Genomic DNA, 22,587 nt, shown 5'->3' with positions numbered 1-22,587 from the left:
CCGGGATCTCGCGGGGAGAAGAGTCCGGGATCTCGCGGGCGCGGTGAATGTGGCGATGGTCGCCGGCCTCGGCCGAGAAAGGGCCCGGCAGCGGGGTCCTCAGCCGCTCGTCGCCCAGGCGTAGCGGTGCTCCGGCCGCCCCGTCTCCCCGTACCGAAGCGTGAGCCGTACCCGACCGGCCCGTTCCAGCAGTTTGAGATAGCGCTGTGCGGTCTGCCGGCTCATCCCCGCGCGCTCCGCGATCTCCTGCGCAGAGAGCGGTCCGTCGGCGCCCATCAGTACCTTGCGCACCACCTCGGCGGTGGTGGGGGAGTGGCCCTTGGGAAGCGCGGGGGCGCTCGCCGCGGAGAGCGCCCCGAACATCCGGTCCACTTCCGACTGTTCCGCCTCGCCGCCGCCCTCCAGGGTGCGGCGCAGCGTCGCGTACGCCTCCAGCTTGGCCCGCAGCCCTGCGAAGTTGAAGGGTTTGACCAGGTACTGGAGCGCGCCGTGGCGCATCGCGGACTGGACGGTGGCGACATCGCGCGCCGCCGTCACCATGATCACGTCGGTCTGATGGCCGAGCCGCCGCAACTCCCTTACCACCGCGAGCCCGTTCTCGTCCGGTAGATAGTGGTCGAGCAGGATGAGATCGACGGAGTGTTCGGCGATCCGGTGCAGGGCCTCGGCGGCGGTGTGGGCCTGGGCCACCACCCGGAAGCCCGCGACCTTGGCCACATAGGCCGTATTGATCCGCGCGACCCGGATGTCGTCGTCCACGACCAGTACGTCGATCATCGTGTCTCCCCTGCGGTGGCCTGCTCGCGGTCCGCCCCCGGGGCCGCGCCGGACCCCGTGGTCCCGTCCGGCCCCATGCTCCCGCCCGGCTCCGGCTCCGTCAGCGCCTCCGGCAGGACGACCGTGAACTCCGCGCCGCCGTGCGCCCCCGCGCCGACCCGCGCGCTGCCGCCCTGCCGCTCGGCGAGTCTGCGCACCAGGGCCAGCCCGAGGCCGCGTTTGCCGTGGGCCGGTGGCTCCTTGGTCGACCAGCCCTCGGAGAAGACCAGTTCGCGCTGGTCGGGCGGGACGCCGGGGCCGCTGTCGGAGATCACGAACACGACCGTACGGCCTTCGGCGCGCAGTTCCACCTCGATCCGCGGGTCCTCGGAGCCGGCCGACGCGTCCAGCGCGTTGTCGACGAGGTTGCCGACGACCGTGACCAGGCCCTGCGGGTCGATCAGCCGGTCCGGCAGCAGCGTGCCGGGGGAGAGCCACAGCGAGACGCCCCGCTCCGCGGCGACCGTGGCCTTGCCGACCAACAGCGCGGCCGGCAGCGGATCATGGATCCGCTCGGTGATCTGCTCGGCGGTGGCCCGGTGCACCCCGACGACCTCGGTGACGAACTCCACCGCCTCCTCGTGCATCTCCAGCTCCAGCAGCCCCAGCAGCGTATGCATCCGGTTCGCGTGTTCATGGTCCTGGGCGCGCAGGGCGTCGATCAGCCCCTTGGTGGCGTCCAGCTCCCGCCCGAGCCGCTCAAGCTCCGTACGGTCGCGGAGGGTCACGACGGCGCCTCCGTCGTCGGTGGGCATCCGGTTGGCGACCAGGACGCGGCTGCCCTGGACGGCAAGCAGATCCTCGCCGACCACCCGCCCCGCCAGCACCTCGGTGGTGCGCCCGGCGCCGAGCACCTCGTCCAGCGGCCGTCCGGTGGCGTCGGGACCGAGCCCGAGCAGCCGCTGCGCCTCGTCGTTCATCAGCCGGATCCGCCCGGTCCCGTCCAGCGCCACGACGCCTTCCCGCAGGCTGTGCAGCATGGCCTCGCGCTCGGTGAGCAGCGCCGAGATATCGGAGAAGGCCAGGTCATGGGTCTGCCGCTGGAGACGCCTGGAGATCAGATACGCGGCGAGCGCCCCGGCGGCCAGTGCTCCGCCCGCGTACGCGAGCAGCCCCGGGATCGCGGACAGGAACCGGTCACGGACGCTGTCGTACGCGATACCGACCGAGACGGCACCGACGATCCGCCCGCTCTCGTCGCGCAGCGGCACCTTGCCCCGGGCGGACCGGCCGAGCGTGCCGCTGTCCAGCTCCATGATGTCCTTGCCCGCGAGGGCGTCGCTGGGATCGGTGGAGACGACCCTGCCGATCTCGTCCAGGTCGGTGTGCGACCAGCGCACCCCGCGTCTGTCCATGATCACCACATACTCGGCGCCGGTGGACTGTCTGATGCGCTCGGCCTCGGCCTGTACGGGACCGTCGGCCGCCGGGTCCGTGGCGACGAGGTCGGCGGCCACATCGGTGGACGCCGTGGTCTCGGCGATCGCCAGTGCGCGGCGCATCGCCTGGTCGTCCAGCTCGGCGCTGAACGGCGCGAGAAAGAGCCCCGTGGCCAGCACGGTGACGCCCGCGGCGATGGCGAGCTGCATCAGCAGCACCTGCGAGAAGACCCGGCGTGGCCAGCCGAATCGCCGTCGTCTGCCCGCGGTGCTCGGTGCGGCGTTCATCTGTACGAACGGTAGAGGGCCGGACGCCCTTTCCGAAACTTCCACATCGACGCAAAAGGCTTGCGCAATTTGCAGCGCACTTACGGTTCCCTGCTGAGCGGCCCGAAACCGGTGTGTGTGGCGGACTTGCCGTCAACTCGGGTGGGGAACCTGGTGATTTGGTTCTGTCCGAGTGGTGGACGCACTCGCATTTCTCTGCAACTCTCTGACCGCAAAACGCAAAAGTCTCTGTTCAGCAGTGCAGAAACGCCTGTCCTACAGGTACGCAGCCAGAGCCGCGCCCTCGTCGCCCCCGCGCCGAGGCCGAAGATCGGGGATCCATGAGATCGCTACGCCGGAGATGGCGGGTCCTCTCCACCGCCATAGCCACCAGTCTTTTGATGATCGGCTGGCCGTCGATGACCGCTGCGGCGGACGACGGTCCCAACATCGCCGCGGGGCGGACCGCGGCGGCGAGCACGACGTCGGGCGACGGGACCGCCCGGAACGTGACGGACGGGGATCAGTCCACGTACTGGGAGGGTGACGGCAAGAAGCTTCCCCAGTGGGTGCAGTCGGACCTGGGGTCGAGCAAGCGCGTCGACCAGGTGGTGCTGAAGCTCCCCGCAGGGTGGGAGTCCCGGAAGCAGACGCTCTCCCTCCAGGGGAGCGCGGACGGCACCAGCTTCTCGACGCTGAAGTCCTCCGCCACGTACACCTTCAGCAAGGGCGCCGGCAACAAGGTCACCGTGTCCTTCCCGGCCACCAAGGCCCGCTTCGTACGGGCCGACATCACGGCCAACACGGCGGGGAAGAAGGCCCAGCTCTCCGAGCTGGAGGTGCACGCGGCCGCCGCGGCGTCGGTGAACCTCGCCCTCGGCAGGACGCTCACGGCGAGCAGCTTCACCGAGGTCTACGGGCCCGGCAACGCCAATGACGGCAACAAGGCCAGCTACTGGGAGAGCAGGAACAACGCCTTCCCGCAGTGGATCCAGGCCGACCTCGGCTCCTCGGTCCGCGTCAACCAGGTGGTGCTGAGGCTGCCGGACGGCTGGGGAGCCAGGAGCCAGACGCTGAAGATCCAGGGGAGCGAGCACAACTCCGCCTTCACGGATCTGACCGCGTCCCAGGCGTACACCTTCAACGCCGCGGGCGGACAGGCGGTGACGATCCCCTTCGACTCCGTCACCACACGCTATGTCCGGGTGCTGATCACGGCCAATACCGGCCAGCCCGGCGGTCAGCTCTCCGAACTGGAGATCTACGGTCCCGAGACCGGTGACACGCAGGCGCCCAGCGCGCCCACGGAGCTGGCCTACACCGAGCCGGCCACCGGTCAGATCAAGCTGACCTGGAAGGCGTCCACCGACAACACCGGTGTGACCGGCTACGACATCTACGCCAACAACGAGCTGCGCACCAGCGTCGCCGGCGGGGTCACGACGTTCGCCGACACCCAGCCCGCCGGCTCGACCGTCTCGTACTACGTACGGGCCAAGGACGCGGCCGGAAACGTCTCGAACAACAGCAACACCGTCACCCGCCAGGGCGGCAGCGGTGACACACAGGCGCCCACCGCCCCCGCCAACCTCGCGTTCACCGAGCCGTCCTCCGGTCAGGTCAGGCTGACCTGGGCCGCGTCGACGGACAACACGGGTGTGACCGGGTACGAGATCTACGCCAACAACGTGCTGCGCCAGACCGTGGCCGGCACTGTCACCACATACACGGACACCCAGCCCGCCGGTACGACCGTCTCGTACTACGTACGGGCCAGGGACGCGGCGGGCAACCGCTCCGGCGACAGCAACACGGTCACCAGGAACGGCAGCAGCGGCTCGGCGTCGAACCTCGCCGTCGGCAAGCCGATCTCCGCGTCCTCCGTGATCCACACCTTCGTCGCGGAGAACGCGAACGACAACAGCGTCACCACCTACTGGGAGGGCGCGGGCGGCAGCTACCCCAACACCCTCACTGTGAAACTGGGCGCCAACGCCGACACTCAGAGCGTCGTCGTCAAGCTCAACCCGGACAGCAGCTGGGGAGCGCGGACCCAGAACATCCAGGTGCTGGGGCGTGAGCAGAGCGCCTCGGGTCTCACCAGCCTGGTGGCCGCCAAGGACTACGCGTTCAGCCCGGCGAACGGGAACGCGGTGACCATCCCGGTCAGCGCGCGCGTCGCCGACGTCCAGCTGAGGTTCACCTCCAACACCGGCTCCGGCGCGGGACAGGTGGCGGAGTTCCAGGTGCTCGGCGATCCGGCGCCCAACCCCGACCTCCAGGTCACGGCGGTCGGCGCGACCCCCGCCGCGCCGGTCGAGTCGGACCCGATCACCCTGTCGGCGACCGTACGCAACTCCGGAGCGGTCGCCGCACCGGCCAGCACGGTCGAGTTCCAGCTCGGCGGCAGCAAGGCGGCCACCGCTTCGGTGGGCGCCCTGGCGGCCGGGGCCTCGGCCACCGTCACGGCGGACATCGGCCCGCGTGACGCCGGTTCGTACCAGCTCGGCGCGGTCGCCGACCCGGGCAACACGGTCATCGAGCAGAACGAGACCAACAACTCCTACACCAGCCCCGGCGCGCTGGTGGTGAAGCCGGTCTCCAGCTCGGACCTGGTCGCCGCGACCGTCTCCACCTCACCGTCCTCGCCCTCGGCCGGGGACACCGTCACCTTCTCGGTGGCGATCAGGAACCAGGGCACGGTGGCCTCCGCGGCCGGCGCGCACGGCATCACGCTCTCCCTGCTCGACTCCAAGGGCGCCACGGTCAGGACCCTGACCGGCTCGCACAACGGGACCATCGCCGCCGGGGCGACCACCCCGCCGGTGGGCCTCGGCACCTGGGCCGCGGCCAACGGCTCGTACACCGTGAAGGTGGTCCTCGCCGACGACACCAACGAACTGCCGGTGAAGCGCGCGAACAACACCAGCACACAGCCGCTGTTCGTCGGGCGCGGCGCCAATATGCCGTACGACATGTACGAGGCGGAGGACGGCACGGCGGGCGGCGGCGCACAGGTCGTCGGCCCGAACCGGACTGTCGGCGATGTCGCGGGCGAGGCGTCGGGGCGTAAGGCCGTCACGCTCAACAACACCGGCAACTACGTCGAGTTCACCACCAGGGCCACTACGAACACGCTGGTCACGCGGTTCTCGATACCGGACTCGGCGGGCGGCGGTGGCATCGACTCCACCCTGAACGTCTATGTCGACGGCACCTTCCTCAAGGCGATCGACCTCACCTCCAAGTACGCGTGGCTGTACGGAGCGGAGGCCGGCCCCGGCAACTCGCCCGGCTCCGGTGCGCCCCGGCACATCTACGACGAGGCGAACGTCATGCTGGGCAAGACCGTCCCGGCGGGCAGCAAGATCAGGCTCCAGAAGGACACGCCCAACACCACCACGTACGCGATCGACTTCATCAACCTGGAGCAGGTCGCGCAGATCGCCAACCCGGACCCGGCGACGTACACGGTCCCGGCCGGATTCGCCCACCAGGACGTGCAGAACGCCCTGGACCGGGTCCGGATGGACACCACGGGGAAGCTGGTCGGTGTCTATCTGCCGCCCGGTGACTACCAGACGTCCAGCAAGTTCCAGGTGTACGGGAAGCCGGTGAAGGTCGTCGGCGCCGGTCCCTGGTACACCAAGTTCCACGCCCCGGCGACACAGGACAACACCGATGTCGGCTTCCGTGCGGAGGCCGCGGCGAAGGGCTCGTCCTTCAGCGGCTTCGCGTACTTCGGCAACTACACCTCGCGTATCGACGGTCCGGGCAAGGTGTTCGACTTCTCGAATGTCTCCGACATCGTGATCGACAACATCTGGAACGAGCACATGGTCTGCCTCTACTGGGGCGCCAACACGGACAACATCACGATCAAGAACTCCCGGATCCGCAACATGTTCGCCGACGGCATCAACATGACCAACGGCAGCACGGACAACCATGTCGTCAACAACGAGGCGCGGGCCACGGGCGACGACAGCTTCGCGCTGTTCTCGGCGATCGACGCCGGGGGCGCGGACATGAAGAACAACGTCTACGAGAACCTGACCTCGATCCTCACCTGGCGCGCGGCGGGCCTGGCCGTGTACGGCGGCTTCAACAACACCTTCCGCAACGTCCATATCGCGGACACGCTCGTGTACTCGGGCATCACGGTCAGCTCGCTGGACTTCGGTTATCCGATGAACGGCTTCGGGACCGATCCGACGACGATCGAGAACGTGTCGATCGTCCGGGCCGGCGGCCACTTCTGGGGAACGCAGACTTTCCCCGGGATCTGGCTGTTCTCGGCGTCCAAGGTGTTCCAGGGGATCCGGATCAACAGTGTCGACATCGTCGATCCGACCTACAGCGGCATCATGTTCCAGACCAACTATGTGGGCGGCCAGCCGCAGTTCCCGATCAAGGACACCATCCTCAGCGACATCTCGATCTCCGGGGCGCGCAAGAGCGGTGACGCCTTCGACGCCAAGTCCGGCTTCGGACTGTGGGCCAACGAGATGCCGGAGGCGGGTCAGGGCCCGGCCGTCGGTGAGGTCACCTTCAACGGTCTGACGCTCAACAACAACGCCATGGACGTGAAGAACACGACGCCCAACTTCAAGATCAACATCAACCCGTAGGAGGGGGCTCAGGGCCCCCGAGGGCCGTAGTGTGGTGCCGGCCGGTCGCTTCCGGCCGGCACCTCGCTTACCGGCGCCTTTACGCTCGAATTACGCTCTCAAGCAAGTAGCTTGCAACCCTTGCGATAGTCTTGCGTGTATGACGCGACGACTTGCTCAGGTGGCGAAGAAGGTTGGGGTCAGCGAGGCCACGGTCAGCCGGGTACTCAATGGCAAGCCCGGTGTCTCGCAGGCCACGCGCCAGTCGGTGCTGACCGCGCTCGACGTCCTGGGCTACGAGCGGCCGACACAGCTGCGTGGCGAGCGCGCCCGGCTCGTCGGTCTGGTCCTGCCGGAGTTGCAGAACCCCATCTTCCCGGCGTTCGCCGAAGTGATCGGCGGGGCGCTGGCCCAGCAGGGACTGACGCCTGTGCTGTGCACCCAGACGAAGGGCGGCGTCTCCGAGGCGGACTATGTGGAACTGCTGCTTCAGCAGCAGGTCTCCGGGGTGGTCTTCGCCGGCGGGCTGTTCGCGCAGGCGGACGCCCCGCACGACCACTACCGGCTGCTCGCCGAGCGCAAGATCCCGGTCGTCCTGATCAACGCGCCGATCGAGAACCTCGACTTCCCCTGTATCTCCTGCGACGACGCCGTGGCCGTCGAGCAGGCCTGGCGCCATCTCGCCTCGCTCGGCCACGAGCGCATCGGTCTCGTACTCGGCCCCTCCGACCATGTGCCGTCCCGGCGCAAGCTCGCCGCGGCGCTGGCGGCGGCGAAGTCCGCCCGGGGGAAGCTTCCCGACGACTGCGTCGAGCGGACCATGTTCTCGCTGGAGGGTGGGCACGCGGCGGCGTCTCGGCTGCTCGACCGCGGTGTCACGGGCATCATCTGCGCGAGTGACCCGCTGGCCCTCGGTGCGGTGCGGGCCGCCCGCCGACGCGGTCTCGACGTACCGCGAGAGGTGTCCGTCGTCGGTTTCGACGACTCCGCTTTCATGAATTGCACCGAGCCGCCGCTGACCACCGTCCGGCAGCCCATTGAGGCCATGGGGCGGGCGGCCGTGGAGATGCTGAGCGCCCAGATCCAGGGTGGCGCGGTGCCGCCCGGTGAGCTGCTGTTCGAGCCGGAGCTGGTGGTACGCGGGTCCACGGCGCAGGCCCCGCGCGGCTGACGGGCGGTCGCGCCGGGCAGCGCGACGGCGACCGGGCGACGACAACACGACGGCTGCACGACGACAGGCAGGATCCGGGCCCCGCACGCGAACGGCGTGCGGGGCCCGCCGCGTTGCGAGGCCGTTCCGCATACAGATGACCGGACATGCGCACCAACTGTCAAGTATTTGCGAAATCGGGGCGACATATTGCGGACATCCGTAGTTGGTGGTTGAGTGAGCGCCGCCACACAGCGAGCAGCTGTGGGTTTCCCACGCTCCTGCCCAAGAGGGGTCCCACCGATGAGACGTTCCGGGTTCAGCCGCACCTGTACCGCAGCCATAGCCTCCGCGCTCGCCCTCACTGGTCTGGCCGCGTGCGGCTCGGGCAGCGAGGACACCGCCGATGGCAAGACGCGTATCTCCGTGAACTGCATGCCGCCGAAGAGCGCCAAGATCGACCGGCAGAGCTTCGAGGACGACATGAAGACGTTCGAGAAGGCGAACCCGGACATCGACGTCGTCGGCCGCGACGCCTTCCCCTGCCAGGATCCGAAGACCTTCGACGCGAAGCTCGCCGGCGGTCAGATGGAAGACGTCTTCTACACCTACTTCACGGACGCCAAGCACGTCGTCGACATCAACCAGGCGGCGGACATCACCTCGTACGTGCAGGAGATGAAGGGCTACAGCGACATCCAGCAGTCGCTGCGCGACGTCTACACCGTCGACGGCAAGGTCTACGGCGTTCCGCGGACGAACTACTCGATGGGCCTCCTCTACAACAAGAAGCTCTTCCAGCAGGCCGGCCTCGACCCCGACAAGCCCCCGGCCACCTGGGAAGAGGTCCGCGCCGCCGCCAAGAAGATCGCGGGACTCGGCCAGGGCTATGTGGGATACGCCGACTACAGCGCGCAGAACCAGGGCGGCTGGCACTTCACCGCCGAGATCTACTCGCAGGGCGGCGATGTCGTCACCGCGGACGGCGAGAAGGGGAGCGTCGACACCCCCGCGGGCAAGGCCGTCCTGCAGAACCTCAAGGACATGCGCTGGACGGACAACTCCATGGGGACCAAGCAGCTCCTGATCCTCAACGACGTCCAGCAGATGATGGGTTCCGGCAAGCTCGGCATGTACATCTCCGCGCCCGACAACGTGCCGATCCTGGTCAAGGAGAAGGGCGGCAAGTACGAGGACCTCGCGCTCGCCCCCATGCCCGGCGGCAAGGGCACGCTCATCGGCGGCGACGGCTACATGTTCAACAAGAAGGCCTCCCCCGAGCAGATCAGGGCCGGTCTGAAGTGGCTGGAGTTCCAGACGAACGCCCCGGGCACCGGGCTCAACAACTGGAAGCGCGCCGCCGATCTGAAGGCCCCGGTCGGTCTCCCCGAGCCCCGGCTGTGGACCGGCGCCACGGACACCAAGGACCAGGAGCTGAAGAAGCAGTACGCCAACGTCCCGGTCGAGAACTACCAGGCGTTCCTGGACGGCAGCCAGCAGCTCACCGCGAAGCTGGAGCCGCCGAAGGCCCAGCAGATCTACTCGGTCCTCGACGGAGCCGTCTCCTCGGTCCTCACCAAGAAGGACGCCGACATCGACGGCCTCCTCAAGGACGCGCAGTCCAAGATCGACGGAATCCTGGCGCGAGGCTGACGCGTCGATGAAGACTGCCCAGGCCCCCCACCGGTCCGCCGCCGCGCCGCCCGCCACCCCGGGACAGCGCCCGGCGGGCCGCGCGGCCGCGGGCCCCCTCCGCCGCAAGCTGTCCCATCAGGCGCGCGCCTACGGGTTCCTGATCGGCGGCCTCATCTGCTTCGCCCTGTTCTCCTGGTACCCGGCGATCCGCGCGGTGATCATCGCCTTCCAGAAGTACACCCCCGGGTCGGCTCCGGAGTGGGTCGGGACGGACAACTTCACCCATGTCTTCGACGACCCCGAGTTCGGGGCGGCCTGGCGCAACACGCTCACCTTCACCCTGATCGCCCTGCTGATCGGCTTCGCGGTCCCGTTCGTGATGGCACTCGTCCTCAATGAACTGCGCCACGCGAAGGCGTTCTTCCGGGTGGTCGTCTATCTGCCGGTGATGATCCCGCCGGTGGTCAGCGCCCTGCTGTGGAAGTGGTTCTACGATCCGGGCGCCGGTCTCGCCAACGAGGCGCTGCGCTTCCTCCATCTGCCCACCTCGAACTGGACCAACGGCGCCGACACCGCGCTCCTCTCCCTCGTCATCGTCGCGACCTGGGCGAACATGGGCGGCACCGTCCTGATCTATCTCGCCGCTCTCCAGGGCATCCCGGGGGAACTGTACGAGGCGGCGGAGCTGGACGGCGCCGGCATCTGGCAGCGCGTGCGCCATGTGACCATCCCGCAGACCCGGTTCATCATCCTGATGCTGATGCTGCTCCAGATCATCGCCACGATGCAGGTGTTCACGGAGCCCTTCGTGATCACCGGCGGCGGACCGGAGAACTCCACGGTCACGATCCTCTATCTCATCTACAAGTACGCGTTCCTCTACAACGACTTCGGCGGGGCGTGCGCCCTGAGCGTGATGCTGCTGATCGTGCTCAGCCTCTTCTCCGCCCTCTATCTGCGGCTCACCCGCACCGACGACTGAGAGAGGAGCGCGGCGCATGATCCGACGTACCTCGGCCGTACGTACCCCCGCTGTACGCACCCCGGCCGTACGCACCCTCGTCTCCCCGCTCGCGCTCGCGAGCACCCGGGGCAGGACGCTCTACTGGATCGTCTTCGGCGGTGTCGTCCTCGCGTTCGTCCTGGCCTTCCTGTTCCCGGTGTACTGGATGGCCTCCGGGGCCATGAAGTCCCCGGACGAACTGGTGCGGACGCCGCCGACGCTGGTCCCCGACAGCTGGCACCTCAGCGCGTACACCGACGCCTGGGACCTGATGCAGCTCCCCACCCATCTGTGGAACACGGTGGTCCAGGCCGCCGGCGCCTGGATCCTCCAGATCGTCTTCTGCACGGCGGCGGCCTACGCCCTGTCCAAACTGAGGCCGGCGTTCGGGAAGGTGATCCTGGGAGGCATCCTCGCCACCCTGATGGTCCCGGCCCAGGCGCTGCTCGTACCGAAGTACCTGACCATCGCCGATCTGCCGCTGATCCACACCAGCCTGCTCAACGACCCGCTGGGGATCTGGCTGCCGGCCGTGGCCAACGCGTTCAACCTCTATCTGCTGAAGCGGTTCTTCGACCAGATCCCGCGCGATGTGCTGGAGGCGGCGGAGATCGACGGAGCGGGAAAGCTCCGTACGCTCTGGTCGATCCTGCTGCCCATGTCACGGCCGGTGCTCGGCGTGGTCTCCATCTTCGCGCTGGTCGCCGTCTGGCAGGACTTCCTCTGGCCGCTGATGGTCTTCTCGGACACCGACAAACAACCCATCAGCGTCGCGCTGGTCCAGCTGTCGCAGAACATCCCGCTGTCGGTACTCATCGCCGCCATGGTGATCGCCAGTATCCCGATGGTCCTGATGTTCCTGGTGTTCCAGCGCCACATCATCGCCGGCATCAGCGCCGGCAGCTCCAAGGGCTGACCAGGACATCAGGGCCGAACATCGTGAAAGGAAGTCGTATGGAAGGCAGCCCTGTGGCGCCCGCCGACACGAATTGGTGGCGTGACGCCGCCATCTACCAGATCTACGTACGCAGCTTCGCCGACGGTGACGGTGACGGCACCGGAGATCTCGCGGGCGTACGGGCGAGGCTGCCGTATCTCGTGCAACTCGGCGTGGACGCCATCTGGTTCACCCCCTGGTATCTCTCGCCCCTCGCCGACGGCGGCTACGACGTGGCGGACTACCGGGCCATCGACCCCGCCTTCGGCACCCTCGCCGAGGCCGAGAAGCTCATCGCCGAGGCGCGTGAACTGGGTATCCGTACGATCATCGACGTCGTACCCAACCATGTCTCCGACCAGCACGCCTGGTTCAAGGCCGCGCTGGCCGCGGGCTCCGGCAGCCCCGAACGCCGGCTGTTCCACTTCAGACCCGGGCGTGGCGAGAACGGCGAGATCCCGCCGAACGACTGGAGCTCCGAATTCGGCGGCACGCCCTGGACCCGGCTGGAGGACGGCGAGTGGTACCTGCATCTCTTCGCCCCCGAGCAGCCCGACCTCAACTGGGCCCATCCCGCGGTGCGCCGGGAGCACGAGGACGTGCTGCGCTTCTGGTTCGAGCGGGGCGTCGCCGGCGTACGGATCGACTCGGCCGCGCTGCTCGCCAAGGACCCGGCGCTGCCGGACTTCACCGCGGGCCGTGACCCGCACCCCTACATCGACCTCGACGAACTGCATGACATCTACCGCTCCTGGCGCGCCATCGCCGACGAGTACGACGCCATCTTCGTCGGCGAGGTCTGGCTGCCCGACACCGAGCGCTTCGTGCGCTACCTGCGCCCGGACGAACTGCACACCGCGTTCAACTTCAACTTCCTGGCCTGCCCCTGGGACGCGGCCCTGCTGCGGACCGCGATCGACGAGACGGTCGCCGAGCACGCGCCCGTCGGCGCCCCGGCCACCTGGGTGCTCTGCAACCACGATGTGACCCGCACGGTCACCCGGTACGGCCGGGAGGCCAGCGGCTTCGACTTCGCGGCCAAGGCGTTCGGCACCCCGACGGACACGGACCTGGGCACCCGTAGGGCGCGCGCCGCCGCGCTGCTCTCGCTGGCGCTCCCCGGCGCCGTCTATCTCTACCAGGGAGAGGAACTGGGGCTGCCCGAGGCGGAGATCCCGCGTGACCGGATCCAGGATCCGATGCACTTCCGCTCCGGCGGCACGGACCCGGGGCGTGACGGCTGCCGGGTGCCGCTGCCCTGGACGGCGGGCGAACCGTACGCGGGGTTCGGCTCGGAGACCGAACCATGGCTGCCGCAGCCGGAGTCGTGGGCCACGTACGCCGCGGATCTCCAGGGGGCCGATCCGGCGTCGATGCTCGCCCTCTACCGCGAGGCCCTGCGGCTGCGCCGTACGGAACCGGGCTTCGGGGACGGGCCGATGAGCTGGCTGGAGGCCGCTCCAGGGGTGCTGTCCTTCGCCCGTACCGACGGTCTGGTCTGCTTCGTCAACCTCGCGGAGGAACCGGCGGAACTCCCCGCCCACACACGTGTCCTGCTCACCAGCGGCCCGTTGGACGGCGGGCGCCTCCCGCGGGACACTGCGGCCTGGCTGCGGAGCTGAATCACCGGACTCACTCGTCCGGGCACCCGCCAGGCCGTGCCGTACAGCCCCCGTCCGCTCAGCTCGGATCCGTCCCGCTCGGGGCGGGTCCCTGGGCGGACGGGGGCCGTTGTACCGGCCGCTCGGTTCACCCGCCCCGCGCGATGGTCACGCCGGTCTTCGCCGCCGCGCGAGCGGTCCGCCGGAGCGCCCATATCCTGGAGCGGACGGCGGACCTCAAGATCATTCGCCCGGCGGCCCGTTACGTGGGACCGCACCCGCCCCAGCCGGTGCCGGCCGGCCGAGCGGTACGGAACCGGACCGGCACGGCACGGAGGCACGCGCGTGAGCAGGAAGCAGATCCCGGTGGTCGTCCTCACCGGCTTTCTGGGATCGGGCAAGACGACCTTGCTCAACCATCTGCTGCGGCGCCGCGCGGGCAACAGGATCGCGGTGGTCGTCAATGACTTCGGCGCCATCGAGATCGACACGATGACGGTCGCCGGGCAGGTCGGCTCGACGGTCTCGCTCGGCAACGGCTGTCTGTGCTGCGCCGTGGACGCGAGCGAACTCGACGGCTACCTGGAGCGGCTGACCCGGCCGTCCGCCCGGATCGACATCGTCGTCATCGAGGCCAGCGGACTGGCGGAACCACAGGAACTCGTCCGGATGATCCTCACCGGCGACCATCCGCACGCCGTGTACGGAGGGCTGGTCCAGGTCGTCGACGCCGCCGAGTTCGACGCCACCCGGGCGCGCCATCCGGAGATCGACCGGCATATCTCGATCGCCGATCTCGTGGTGCTCAACAAGACCGACCGGGTGACGGGGACGGAACACCGGCGCATCCTCGCCACCCTGGACGGACTGGGTCCGGGGACGCCGGTGGTCTCCGCCGCGTACGGCCGGATCGATCCGGAACTGCTCTTCGACCCCGCGGTCCGTCCCGACGAGGAGGAGAAGGCCCGCCAGCTCTCCTTCGAGGACCTGTACGAGGACACGCACGCCGCCCACGACGATCAGGCGTTCCACGGTGATCAGGCGTTCCACGACGGTCGGGCGTCCCACGACGGTCATCTCCACGCGGCCTACGAGAGCGTGTCCTTCATCGCCGAGGCCCCGATGAACCCGCGGCGGCTCATGACCTTCCTCGACTCCCGGCCCCCGGGGCTCTACCGGATCAAGGGATTCGTCGACTTCGGCGCGGCCGACCCGGCCAACCGCTATGCCCTTCACGCGGTCGGCCGGTCGCTGCGCTTCCACCCGGCGCCCTGGGGCCGTGGTGAGGAACGCCTCAGCCAACTGGTGCTGATCGGCTCGGGAATCGACCGGGAGGCCCTGCTCAAGGAGCTGGACGCCTGCCAGGATCCACCACCACGGACAGCGGCATCGCGGGACGCCGCCGCCGTCGACGAGAGCGCCATGTGGGGCGTTCTGCGCTACGTACCCGACCTGACCGACCCCGATCCCGACCCCGATCCCGGGTCCGAGCCCGAAGGCCCGGACCCGGACATGCCGTGAGCGGCCCGGCCGTCAGTGCGCGGGTCCGGCCAGGGTCGCGACCGCCTTCGTGAACGGCGTGCCCGAGCCGTCCCGGCGCGGGTCGGGCTCCGGCAGCTCCACCGGAGCACCGGTCTTCGTCGCCGCCCGTGCCGGACTCGCTCCGGCCCAGGCCAGGACCAGCATGTCCTCGCCCTTCAGGAACCGGTGACAGCGCACACCGCCCGTCGCCCGGCCCTTGCGCGGGTACTCGTCGAACGGGGTGAGCTTGGCCGTACGCACCGAATCGTCCAGCGTGCCGACCGACCCGGTGACCGTGAAGACCACGCCGTCCGCCGCCGGATCCACCGCCGTGAACGAGATCACCGAGGCGCCCTCGGCGAGCTTGACCCCCGCCATACCGCCCGCGGGCCGGCCCTGCGGCCGTACCTGCGCGGCCGGATAGCGCAGCAGTTGGGCGTCGGAGGTGATGAAGACCAGATCCTCCTCGCCCGTCCGCAGCTCCGCGCCGCCGACGACCCGGTCGCCCTCCTTGAGGCCGATGACCTCCAACTCGTCCTTGTTGGACGGATAGTCGGGCACCACCCGCTTGACGACGCCCTGGAGCGTGCCCAGCGCGAGCCCCGGGGACGACTCGTCCAGCGTGGTCAGACAGACCAGCTCCTCGTCACCCTCCAGCGCGAGGAACTCCGAAACAGGCGCCCCGCCCGACAGACTCGGCGCCGAGGCCGTGTCCGGCAGCTGGGGCAGGTCGATCACCGCGATCCGCAGCAGCCGTCCGGTGGAGGTCACCGCGCCGATGTCACCGCGCGCCGTCGCCGGGACGGCCGAGACGATCACATCGTGCTTGACGCGCTTGCCGTCACCGCCCTCCAACGGCTCGCCGTTGACCGTACGGGCCAGCAGACCGGTGGACGAGAGCAGCACCCGGCACGGGTCGTCCGCGACCTCCAGCGGGACGGACGCGACGGACGAACTCGCGGACTCCAGCAGCACCGTGCGCCGCGGGGTGCCGAACTTCTTGGACACCGCGGCCAGTTCGGACGAGACCAGCTTGCGCAGCTCGGTGTCCGAATCCAGGATGCCGGTCAGCTCGTCGATCTCGCCGTTGAGCCGGTCGCGCTCGCTCTCCAGCTCGATCCGGTCGAACCGGGTGAGCCGGCGCAGCGGCGTGTCCAGGATGTACTGCGTCTGGATGTCGCTGAGCGAGAAGCGCTCGATCAGCCGCTCCTTGGCCTGCGCGGAGTTGTCGCTCGACCGGATCAGCCGGATGACCTCATCGATGTCGATGAGCGCGACGAGCAGTCCCTCGACCAGGTGAAGCCGGTCACGCCGCTTCGTCCGGCGGAACTCGCTGCGCCGCCGCACCACCGTGAAGCGGTGGTCGAGATAGACCTCCAGCAGTTCCTTCAGCCCCAGGGTCAGCGGCTGGCCGTCGACCAGCGCCACATTGTTGATCCCGAAGGTCTCCTCCATCGGCGTCAGCTTGTAGAGCTGCTCAAGCACCGCCTCGGGCACGAAGCCGTTCTTGACCTCGATGACCAGGCGCAGTCCGTGCGAACGGTCCGTGAGGTCCTTGACGTCCGCGATGCCCTGGAGCTTCTTGGCGGAGACCAGATCCTTGATCTTCGCGATCACCTTCTCGGGACCGACCGTGAACGGCAGTTCCGTGATGACCAGGCCCTTGCGGCGCGCGGAGACGTCCTCCACCGTCGCGGTGGACCGGATCTTGAACGTGCCCCGGCCCTTCTCGTAGGCGTCCTTGATGCCGGTCAGCCCCACGATCCGGCCACCGGTGGGCAGGTCGGGACCCGGCACGAAACGCATCAGCGTCTCCAGGTCCGCGCCCGGGTGCTTGATCAGATGGCGCGCGGCCGACACGACCTCCCCGAGGTTGTGCGGCGGCATGTTCGTCGCCATCCCGACCGCGATCCCCGAGGCGCCATTGACCAGCAGGTTCGGATACGCGGCCGGAAGCGTGACCGGTTCCCGCTCCTGGCCGTCGTAATTCGACTCGAAATCGACGGTGTCCTCGTCGATCGACTCCGTCATCAGTGACGTGGCGTCGGCCATCCGGCACTCGGTGTAACGCATGGCGGCCGGCGGATCGTCGTTGCCGAGCGAACCGAAGTTGCCATGGCCGTCCACCAGTGGCAACCGCATCGAGAACGGCTGTGCCATGCGGACCATGGCGTCATAGATCGACGCGTCTCCGTGCGGGTGGAGCTTGCCCATCACCTCACCGACGACGCGCGCGCACTTCACATAGCCGCGGTCGGGGCGCAGGCCCATCTCGTTCATCTGGTACACGATGCGGCGGTGCACCGGCTTCATACCGTCGCGGGCGTCCGGCAGGGCCCGGGAGTAGATCACCGAGTAGGCGTACTCGAGGAAGGAGCCCTGCATTTCATCGACCACGTCGATGTCGAGGATCTTCTCCTCGAAGTCCTCCGGCGGCGGGGTCTTCGTGCTGCGGCGGGCCATCGCGGCTGCGGCTCCTTCACAGGTTCTGAACGGCAACTTCTCTGACTGACGCGGACCATTGTGGACCGCGCCACTGACAACCCCGACCTCGACCCGTCGTTGAGCACGCGTCGGGGGTGCTCGCACCGGGAACTTCGCCAGGTGCGAGCACGCTTGCATACAGTGGCAGGACTTCTCCACATCGCGATCGAAGGGACGTACATGCCCATGGGTCACACGGCCACAGCGCAGGCCGGTTCCGGCGGCCTGACAGCGACCGAGCACCGCCTGGCCAACGGCCTGCGCGTGGTGCTCTCCGAGGACCACCTGACCCCGGTCGCCGCGGTGTGCCTCTGGTACGACGTCGGCTCACGCCACGAGGTCAAGGGCCGTACGGGACTCGCCCACCTCTTCGAGCATCTGATGTTCCAGGGCTCGGCGCAGGTGAAGGGGAACGGCCACTTCGAGCTGGTGCAGGGGGCCGGCGGCTCTCTGAACGGCACCACCAGCTTCGAGCGCACCAACTATTTCGAGACGATGCCCACCCACCAGCTGGAGCTGGCGCTCTGGCTGGAAGCCGACCGGATGGGCTCGCTGCTCGCCGCGCTCGACGACGAGTCCATGGAGAACCAGCGGGACGTCGTCAAGAACGAGCGCCGCCAGCGGTACGACAATGTGCCCTACGGTACGTCCTTCGAGCGGCTGACCGCGCTCGCGTACCCCGAGGGCCATCCGTACCACCACACCCCGATCGGCTCGATGGCCGACCTGGACGCGGCGACCCTGGAGGACGCCCGCGCGTTCTTCCGTACGAACTACGCGCCGAACAACGCGGTGCTCTCGGTCGTCGGCGACATCGACCCCGAGCGGACGCTCGGCTGGATCGAGAAGTACTTCGGCTCGATCCCGTCCCACGACGGCAAGCAGCCGCCGCGCGACGGCTCGCTCCCGGACACCATCGGTGAGCAGCTGCGCGAGGAGGTCCACGAGGAGGTCCCGGCACGCGCGCTGATGGCCGCCTACCGGCTGCCGCACGACGGCACCCGTGAGTGCGACGCCGCGGATCTGGCGCTGACCGTCCTCGGCGGCGGCGAGTCCTCCCGGCTCCACAACCGGCTGGTGCGCCGCGACCGGACCGCGGTCGCCGCGGGCTTCGGACTGCTGCGCCTGGCGGGCGCGCCCTCCCTGGGCTGGCTGGACGTGAAGACCTCCGGCGGTGTCGAGGTCCCGGAGATCGAGGCCGCGGTCGACGAGGAGCTGGCACGCTTCGCCGCCGAGGGCCCCACCGCGGAGGAGATGGAGCGGGCCCAGGCCCAGCTGGAGCGCGAGTGGCTGGACCGGCTCGGTACGGTCGCCGGCCGCGCCGACGAGCTGTGCCGGTTCGCCGTGCTCTTCGGCGACCCGCAGCTGGCCCTGACCGCCGTGACCCGCGTCCTGGATGTCACCGCCGAGGAGGTACGGGCCGTCGCCGCGGCGCGGCTGCGCCCCGACAACCGCGCGGTGCTGGTCTACGAACCGGTCACCGCCGACGGCGACGAGGCCTCCGCCGATGAAGACGAGACCGACGAGCACGAGGGGGCGGACCAGTGACCGACGCTGCCGTGACCATGGACTTCCACCCACGCCCGACGGCCGGCGAGGCCAGGCCCTGGGCCTTCCCCGCCCCCGAGCGCGGCGCTCTCGACAACGGCCTGACGGTGCTGCGCTGCGACCGTCCCGGGCAGCAGGTGGTGGCGGTCGAGATCAATCTCGACGCCCCGCTGGACGCCGAGCCCGAGGGATTCGACGGCATCGCCACGATCATGGCGCGGGCCTTTTCCGAGGGCACCGACAAGCACAGCGCCGAGGAGTTCGCCGCCGAGCTGGAGCGCTGCGGCGCCACGCTCGACGCGCACGCCGACCACCCGGGCGTCCGGATCTCCCTGGAGGTCCCCGTCTCCCGGCTGACCAAGGCCCTCGGCCTGCTCGCCGAGGCGCTGCGGGCCCCCGCCTTCGCGGACAGCGAGGTCGAGCGGCTCGTGAGCAACCGTCTCGACGAGATCCCGCACGAGACCGCCAACCCGGGCCGCCGGGCCGCCAAGCAGCTCTCCAAGGAGCTGTTCCCGGCCTCCTCGCGCATGTCACGGCCGCGCCAGGGCACCGAGGAGACGGTGGAGCGCATCGACGCCGCGGGCGTGCGCGCCTTCTACGAGGCGCATGTTCGCCCCGCCACCGCCACCGCCGTGATCGTCGGTGATCTCACCGGCGTCGGTCTCGACGAGGTCCTCGCCGAGACCCTCGGCACCTGGACCGGCGACACCGTCGCTCCCCGTCCCGTGCCGCCCGTGACCGCCGACGACACGGGCCGCGTGGTGATCGTGGACCGGCCCGGCGCCGTCCAGACCCAGCTGCTGATCGGCCGCATCGGCGCCGACCGGCACGACCGGGTCTGGCCCGCCCAGGTCCTCGGCACATACTGCCTGGGCGGCACGCTCACCTCCCGGCTGGACCGGGTGCTGCGCGAGGAGAAGGGCTACACCTACGGCGTACGGGCCTTCGGTCAGGTGCTGCGCTCCTCGGCGCCCGACGCGCCGGGCGGTGCGACCGGCGCGGCGATGCTCGCCATCAGCGGCTCCGTGGACACCGAGTCCACCGGCCCGGCGCTGGACGACCTCTGGACGGTCCTGCGCACCCTCGCGGCCGAGGGGCTGACCGACGACGAGCGCGATGTGGCCGTCCAGAACCTGGTGGGGGTGGCCCCGCTGAAGTACGAGACGGCGGCCTCCGTCGCGGGCACGCTGGCCGACCAGGTCGAGCAGTTCCTCCCGGACGACTTCCAGGCGCAGCTGTACGCGCGGCTGGCCGAGACCGGCACCGTCGAGGCGACGGCCGCGGCCGTCAACGCCTTCCCGGTGGACCGGCTCGTCACCGTGCTCGTCGGTGACGCCGCGCAGATCAAGGAGCCGGTCACGGCTCTCGGGATCGGCGAAGTGACGGTCGTCACCGGCTGATCCGGCCGCTTCATGGAACCCCGGTGGCTTCGGCCGCCGGGGTTTCCCTTTATGTCCCTCTTTGTTGGTGAGGGTGGCGCTCTGCCCTGTGGTGTGCGCTACAAAGGGGCCTGTCTGTTTGGTGATTGAAAGACCACCTGCTTAACGTCGGTCCGGCTGTCCGCCAGTTACGCCGCGTCCGCGGCATCGGGCAGTCATCGCCGAGTCCCCGTCAGGCGCGAGCCCGGGGAGCCGGGGACCCATCACGTCCCTGGGGTGAATCGGACGGCCTTCGCGGCTCGATCGCGCGGAGGGGTCCGTAGGAGACCTTCCTGCTCCGAACCCGTCAGCTAACCCGGTAGGCGAGAAGGAAGGAAAGGACCAGCCACCTCCATGGCGTTCACCCGTGCCACCGGGAAGCATCGTGCCCGCAGCCGTATGAGCCGCAGGAGCGTGAGCGTCGCGGGTGCCGCGACGCTCACCGCCACCGGCGTCATCAGCACCCTCGCCGCTTCCCCGGCGCTCGCCGCCGACACCGGCGCGGCCGCCGCCCGGCAGACCGGTCTGACCCAGGCCCTGGTCATCAACGACTCTCTCGCCGGCACCATCGACGCCCAGGCCGACGCGCAGCGCCGGGCCGCCGCCGAGGTCAGGGCGAGGGCCGAGGCGGCGCGCAAGGCGGAGGCCCGTGCCAAGGAGATCCGCGCGGAGAAGGAGCGTGCGGCCCGGGCCGCCGAGCGCGAGCGCCTCAATGCCTTCCGGCTCCCCATCGCCGGCTCGTACATCACCACCGGGTACCGGGCGGGCGGCTCGCTCTGGTCCTCCGGCAGCCACTCCGGAATCGACTTCCACGCCGCCTCCGGCACGTCCGTCGTGGCCGTAGGAGCGGGCACCGTGGTCGAGGCGGGCTGGGGCGGCTCGTACGGCAACAACATCGTGCTGCGGATGAGCGACGGCACGTACACCCAGTACGGCCACCTCTCCTCGATCGGCGTCGCCGTCGGCCGGAGCGTCATCCCGGGGGAGCGGATCGGCCTCTCGGGCGCGACCGGCAACGCCACCGGGCCGCACCTCCACTTCGAGGCCAGGACGGGCCCCGACTACGGCTCGGACATCGACCCCGTCGCGTATCTGCGTGCACACGGCGTGAGCGTCTGACCACTCCGCCCCCCGAAGACCCCGGCCCGCGCCGGGGCCTTCGGCGCTCCGCCCCCGTGCCCGCCACGTCCGCTGGCCAAAAGATATCCATTGATTCCGGGCACCCATCGGAAATCCGCGATGATTGCAATAGAGTCACGGAACAGGCGTCAATCGGCGGCGTTTCGCGCGGATTAAGGCGGAGGTTCGGACATGCGCGTTCCCGCGCACTCGGTATGCACGGCGATTCGCGACGACATCGTCTCCGGCGTATTCGAACGTGGCAGCCGGCTCACGGAGGAGCAACTGGCACGGCGCTACGGCGTCTCCCGCGTCCCGGTGCGCGAAGCCCTGCGCACGCTGGAGTCGGAGGGCTTCGTGACCACCCGCCGCCATGTCGGCGCCTGCGTGGCCGAGCCCACCGAGCAGGAGGCGGCGGACCTGCTCGAAGTGCGGCTGCTGCTGGAGCCGCTGGGCGCCGCGCGCGCCGCCCAGCGCCGTACGGAAGCCCATCTCAAGGTCCTGCGCGGCCTGGTCAGACTGGGGCAGGAGCGCGCCCGCAGAGGCCAGGGCGAGGATCTGCGCTCGCTCGGCGCCTGGTTCCACGAGACGCTCGCCCAGGCATCGGGAAGCCCGGCGCTCACCGCCCCGCTCACCCAGCTCCGCCACAAGATCGCCTGGATGTACGTGGTCGACCAGCCCGCCGACCCCGCGGAGTCCTGGGCGGAGCACGGCGCGATCGTGGACGCCGTGGCACGCGGCGACGCGGAGCGGGCGCGGACGCTGGCGGCGCTGCACGCGGAGCGGACGGCCGCAGTGCACCGGCTGAAGCGGCCGGAACGCGGCCGGGAAAAGGTGAGGGTTTCGCAACATGCCGTAAACACCGGGAGTGTCCGCGATTAACAATCACGCCGTATACAAAGAAGAGAAATAGTCAGGGCGTCCTTTTTTGCTGCCCGGATGATTCCCCTGCTGTTTCCGCTGCCCGCACGGAAAACGGAGCCGGGGGGGGGGGGGGGGGGGGGGGGCCCCCCGCGCGGGGGGGGGGGGGGCCGCCCCGCCCCCGCGCAGGGAGAGACCGCGAGGGGGACCGCGCGGGGCCCGCGGGGGCCACGCGGGC

General features: G+C 69.5%; 14 protein-coding genes and 1 riboswitch. Of the genes, 11 read left to right on the top strand and 3 right to left on the bottom strand.

The window, feature by feature from the left end; translation table 11 throughout:
- Positions 1-99: 99 nt before the first annotated feature.
- Entirely contained in the window at positions 100-777 is a 678-nt protein-coding gene (locus ACIRQP_RS28010; RefSeq protein ID WP_403894222.1) for a response regulator, read from the bottom strand.
- Positions 774-2,483 carry an ATP-binding protein gene (locus ACIRQP_RS28005; protein WP_403894219.1) on the bottom strand — a complete coding sequence of 570 codons (1,710 nt, stop codon included), beginning with the start codon at positions 2,481-2,483 and terminating at the stop codon, positions 774-776. Before ACIRQP_RS28005 ends, ACIRQP_RS28010 begins: the two co-directional genes overlap by 4 nt.
- 380 nt (positions 2,484-2,863) lie before the next feature.
- On the opposite strand from ACIRQP_RS28005, the gene ACIRQP_RS28000 reads away from it, so the two are divergent.
- From ACIRQP_RS28000 to ACIRQP_RS27970, 7 genes are all read left to right on the top strand, one after another.
- Positions 2,864-7,093 carry a discoidin domain-containing protein gene (locus ACIRQP_RS28000; RefSeq protein WP_403894216.1) on the top strand — a complete coding sequence of 1,410 codons (4,230 nt, stop codon included), beginning with the start codon at positions 2,864-2,866 and terminating at the stop codon, positions 7,091-7,093.
- A 139-nt stretch (positions 7,094-7,232) separates the two neighbouring features.
- A complete protein-coding gene (locus tag ACIRQP_RS27995) occupies positions 7,233-8,243 on the top strand; it encodes a LacI family DNA-binding transcriptional regulator (RefSeq protein ID WP_403894213.1) in 1,011 nt (336 codons plus the stop codon).
- 282 nt (positions 8,244-8,525) lie between these two features.
- A complete protein-coding gene (locus ACIRQP_RS27990) occupies positions 8,526-9,875 on the top strand; it encodes an ABC transporter substrate-binding protein (protein WP_403894211.1) in 1,350 nt (449 codons plus the stop codon).
- A gap of 7 nt (positions 9,876-9,882) precedes the next feature.
- Positions 9,883-10,839, top strand: a complete 957-nt coding sequence (locus ACIRQP_RS27985) for a carbohydrate ABC transporter permease (protein WP_403894208.1) — start codon at positions 9,883-9,885, stop codon at positions 10,837-10,839.
- A gap of 16 nt (positions 10,840-10,855) precedes the next feature.
- Positions 10,856-11,776 carry a carbohydrate ABC transporter permease gene (locus tag ACIRQP_RS27980; protein ID WP_403894205.1) on the top strand — a complete coding sequence of 307 codons (921 nt, stop codon included), beginning with the start codon at positions 10,856-10,858 and terminating at the stop codon, positions 11,774-11,776.
- A 38-nt stretch (positions 11,777-11,814) separates the two neighbouring features.
- Positions 11,815-13,419: a glycoside hydrolase family 13 protein gene (locus tag ACIRQP_RS27975; protein ID WP_403894202.1), complete on the top strand. Its 1,605-nt coding sequence runs from the start codon at positions 11,815-11,817 to the stop codon at positions 13,417-13,419.
- A gap of 324 nt (positions 13,420-13,743) precedes the next feature.
- Positions 13,744-14,919, top strand: a complete 1,176-nt coding sequence (locus ACIRQP_RS27970) for a CobW family GTP-binding protein (protein WP_403894199.1) — start codon at positions 13,744-13,746, stop codon at positions 14,917-14,919.
- 12 nt (positions 14,920-14,931) lie between these two features.
- Here the strand turns inward: ACIRQP_RS27970 and ACIRQP_RS27965 are convergent, their stop codons facing one another.
- On the bottom strand, positions 14,932-17,382 hold the full coding sequence (locus ACIRQP_RS27965) for a DNA topoisomerase (ATP-hydrolyzing) subunit A (protein WP_403894197.1): 2,451 nt from the start codon (positions 17,380-17,382) through the stop codon (positions 14,932-14,934).
- A gap of 201 nt (positions 17,383-17,583) precedes the next feature.
- On the opposite strand from ACIRQP_RS27965, the gene ACIRQP_RS27960 reads away from it, so the two are divergent.
- From ACIRQP_RS27960 to ACIRQP_RS27945, 4 genes are all read left to right on the top strand, one after another.
- Complete coding sequence (locus tag ACIRQP_RS27960; RefSeq protein WP_403894406.1) at positions 17,584-18,951, top strand: M16 family metallopeptidase; 1,368 nt, start codon at positions 17,584-17,586, stop codon at positions 18,949-18,951.
- 17 nt (positions 18,952-18,968) lie between these two features.
- Complete coding sequence (locus tag ACIRQP_RS27955; protein WP_403894404.1) at positions 18,969-20,351, top strand: M16 family metallopeptidase; 1,383 nt, start codon at positions 18,969-18,971, stop codon at positions 20,349-20,351.
- 188 nt (positions 20,352-20,539) lie between these two features.
- A riboswitch (cyclic di-AMP (ydaO/yuaA leader) is annotated at positions 20,540-20,709 on the top strand.
- A 14-nt stretch (positions 20,710-20,723) separates the two neighbouring features.
- Positions 20,724-21,488: a M23 family metallopeptidase gene (locus ACIRQP_RS27950; RefSeq protein WP_403894194.1), complete on the top strand. Its 765-nt coding sequence runs from the start codon at positions 20,724-20,726 to the stop codon at positions 21,486-21,488.
- A 192-nt stretch (positions 21,489-21,680) separates the two neighbouring features.
- Positions 21,681-22,370, top strand: a complete 690-nt coding sequence (locus tag ACIRQP_RS27945; RefSeq protein ID WP_403894192.1) for a GntR family transcriptional regulator — start codon at positions 21,681-21,683, stop codon at positions 22,368-22,370.
- The last annotated feature ends 217 nt before the right edge of the window (positions 22,371-22,587 follow it).

Origin of the sequence: Streptomyces sp. NPDC102274 (assembly GCF_044766385.1) — a bacterium.
Lineage (GTDB): Bacteria > Actinomycetota > Actinomycetes > Streptomycetales > Streptomycetaceae > Streptomyces.
Note: the sequence above shows the minus strand (reverse complement) of the source record. Positions and strands in the feature narration are given on the sequence as shown.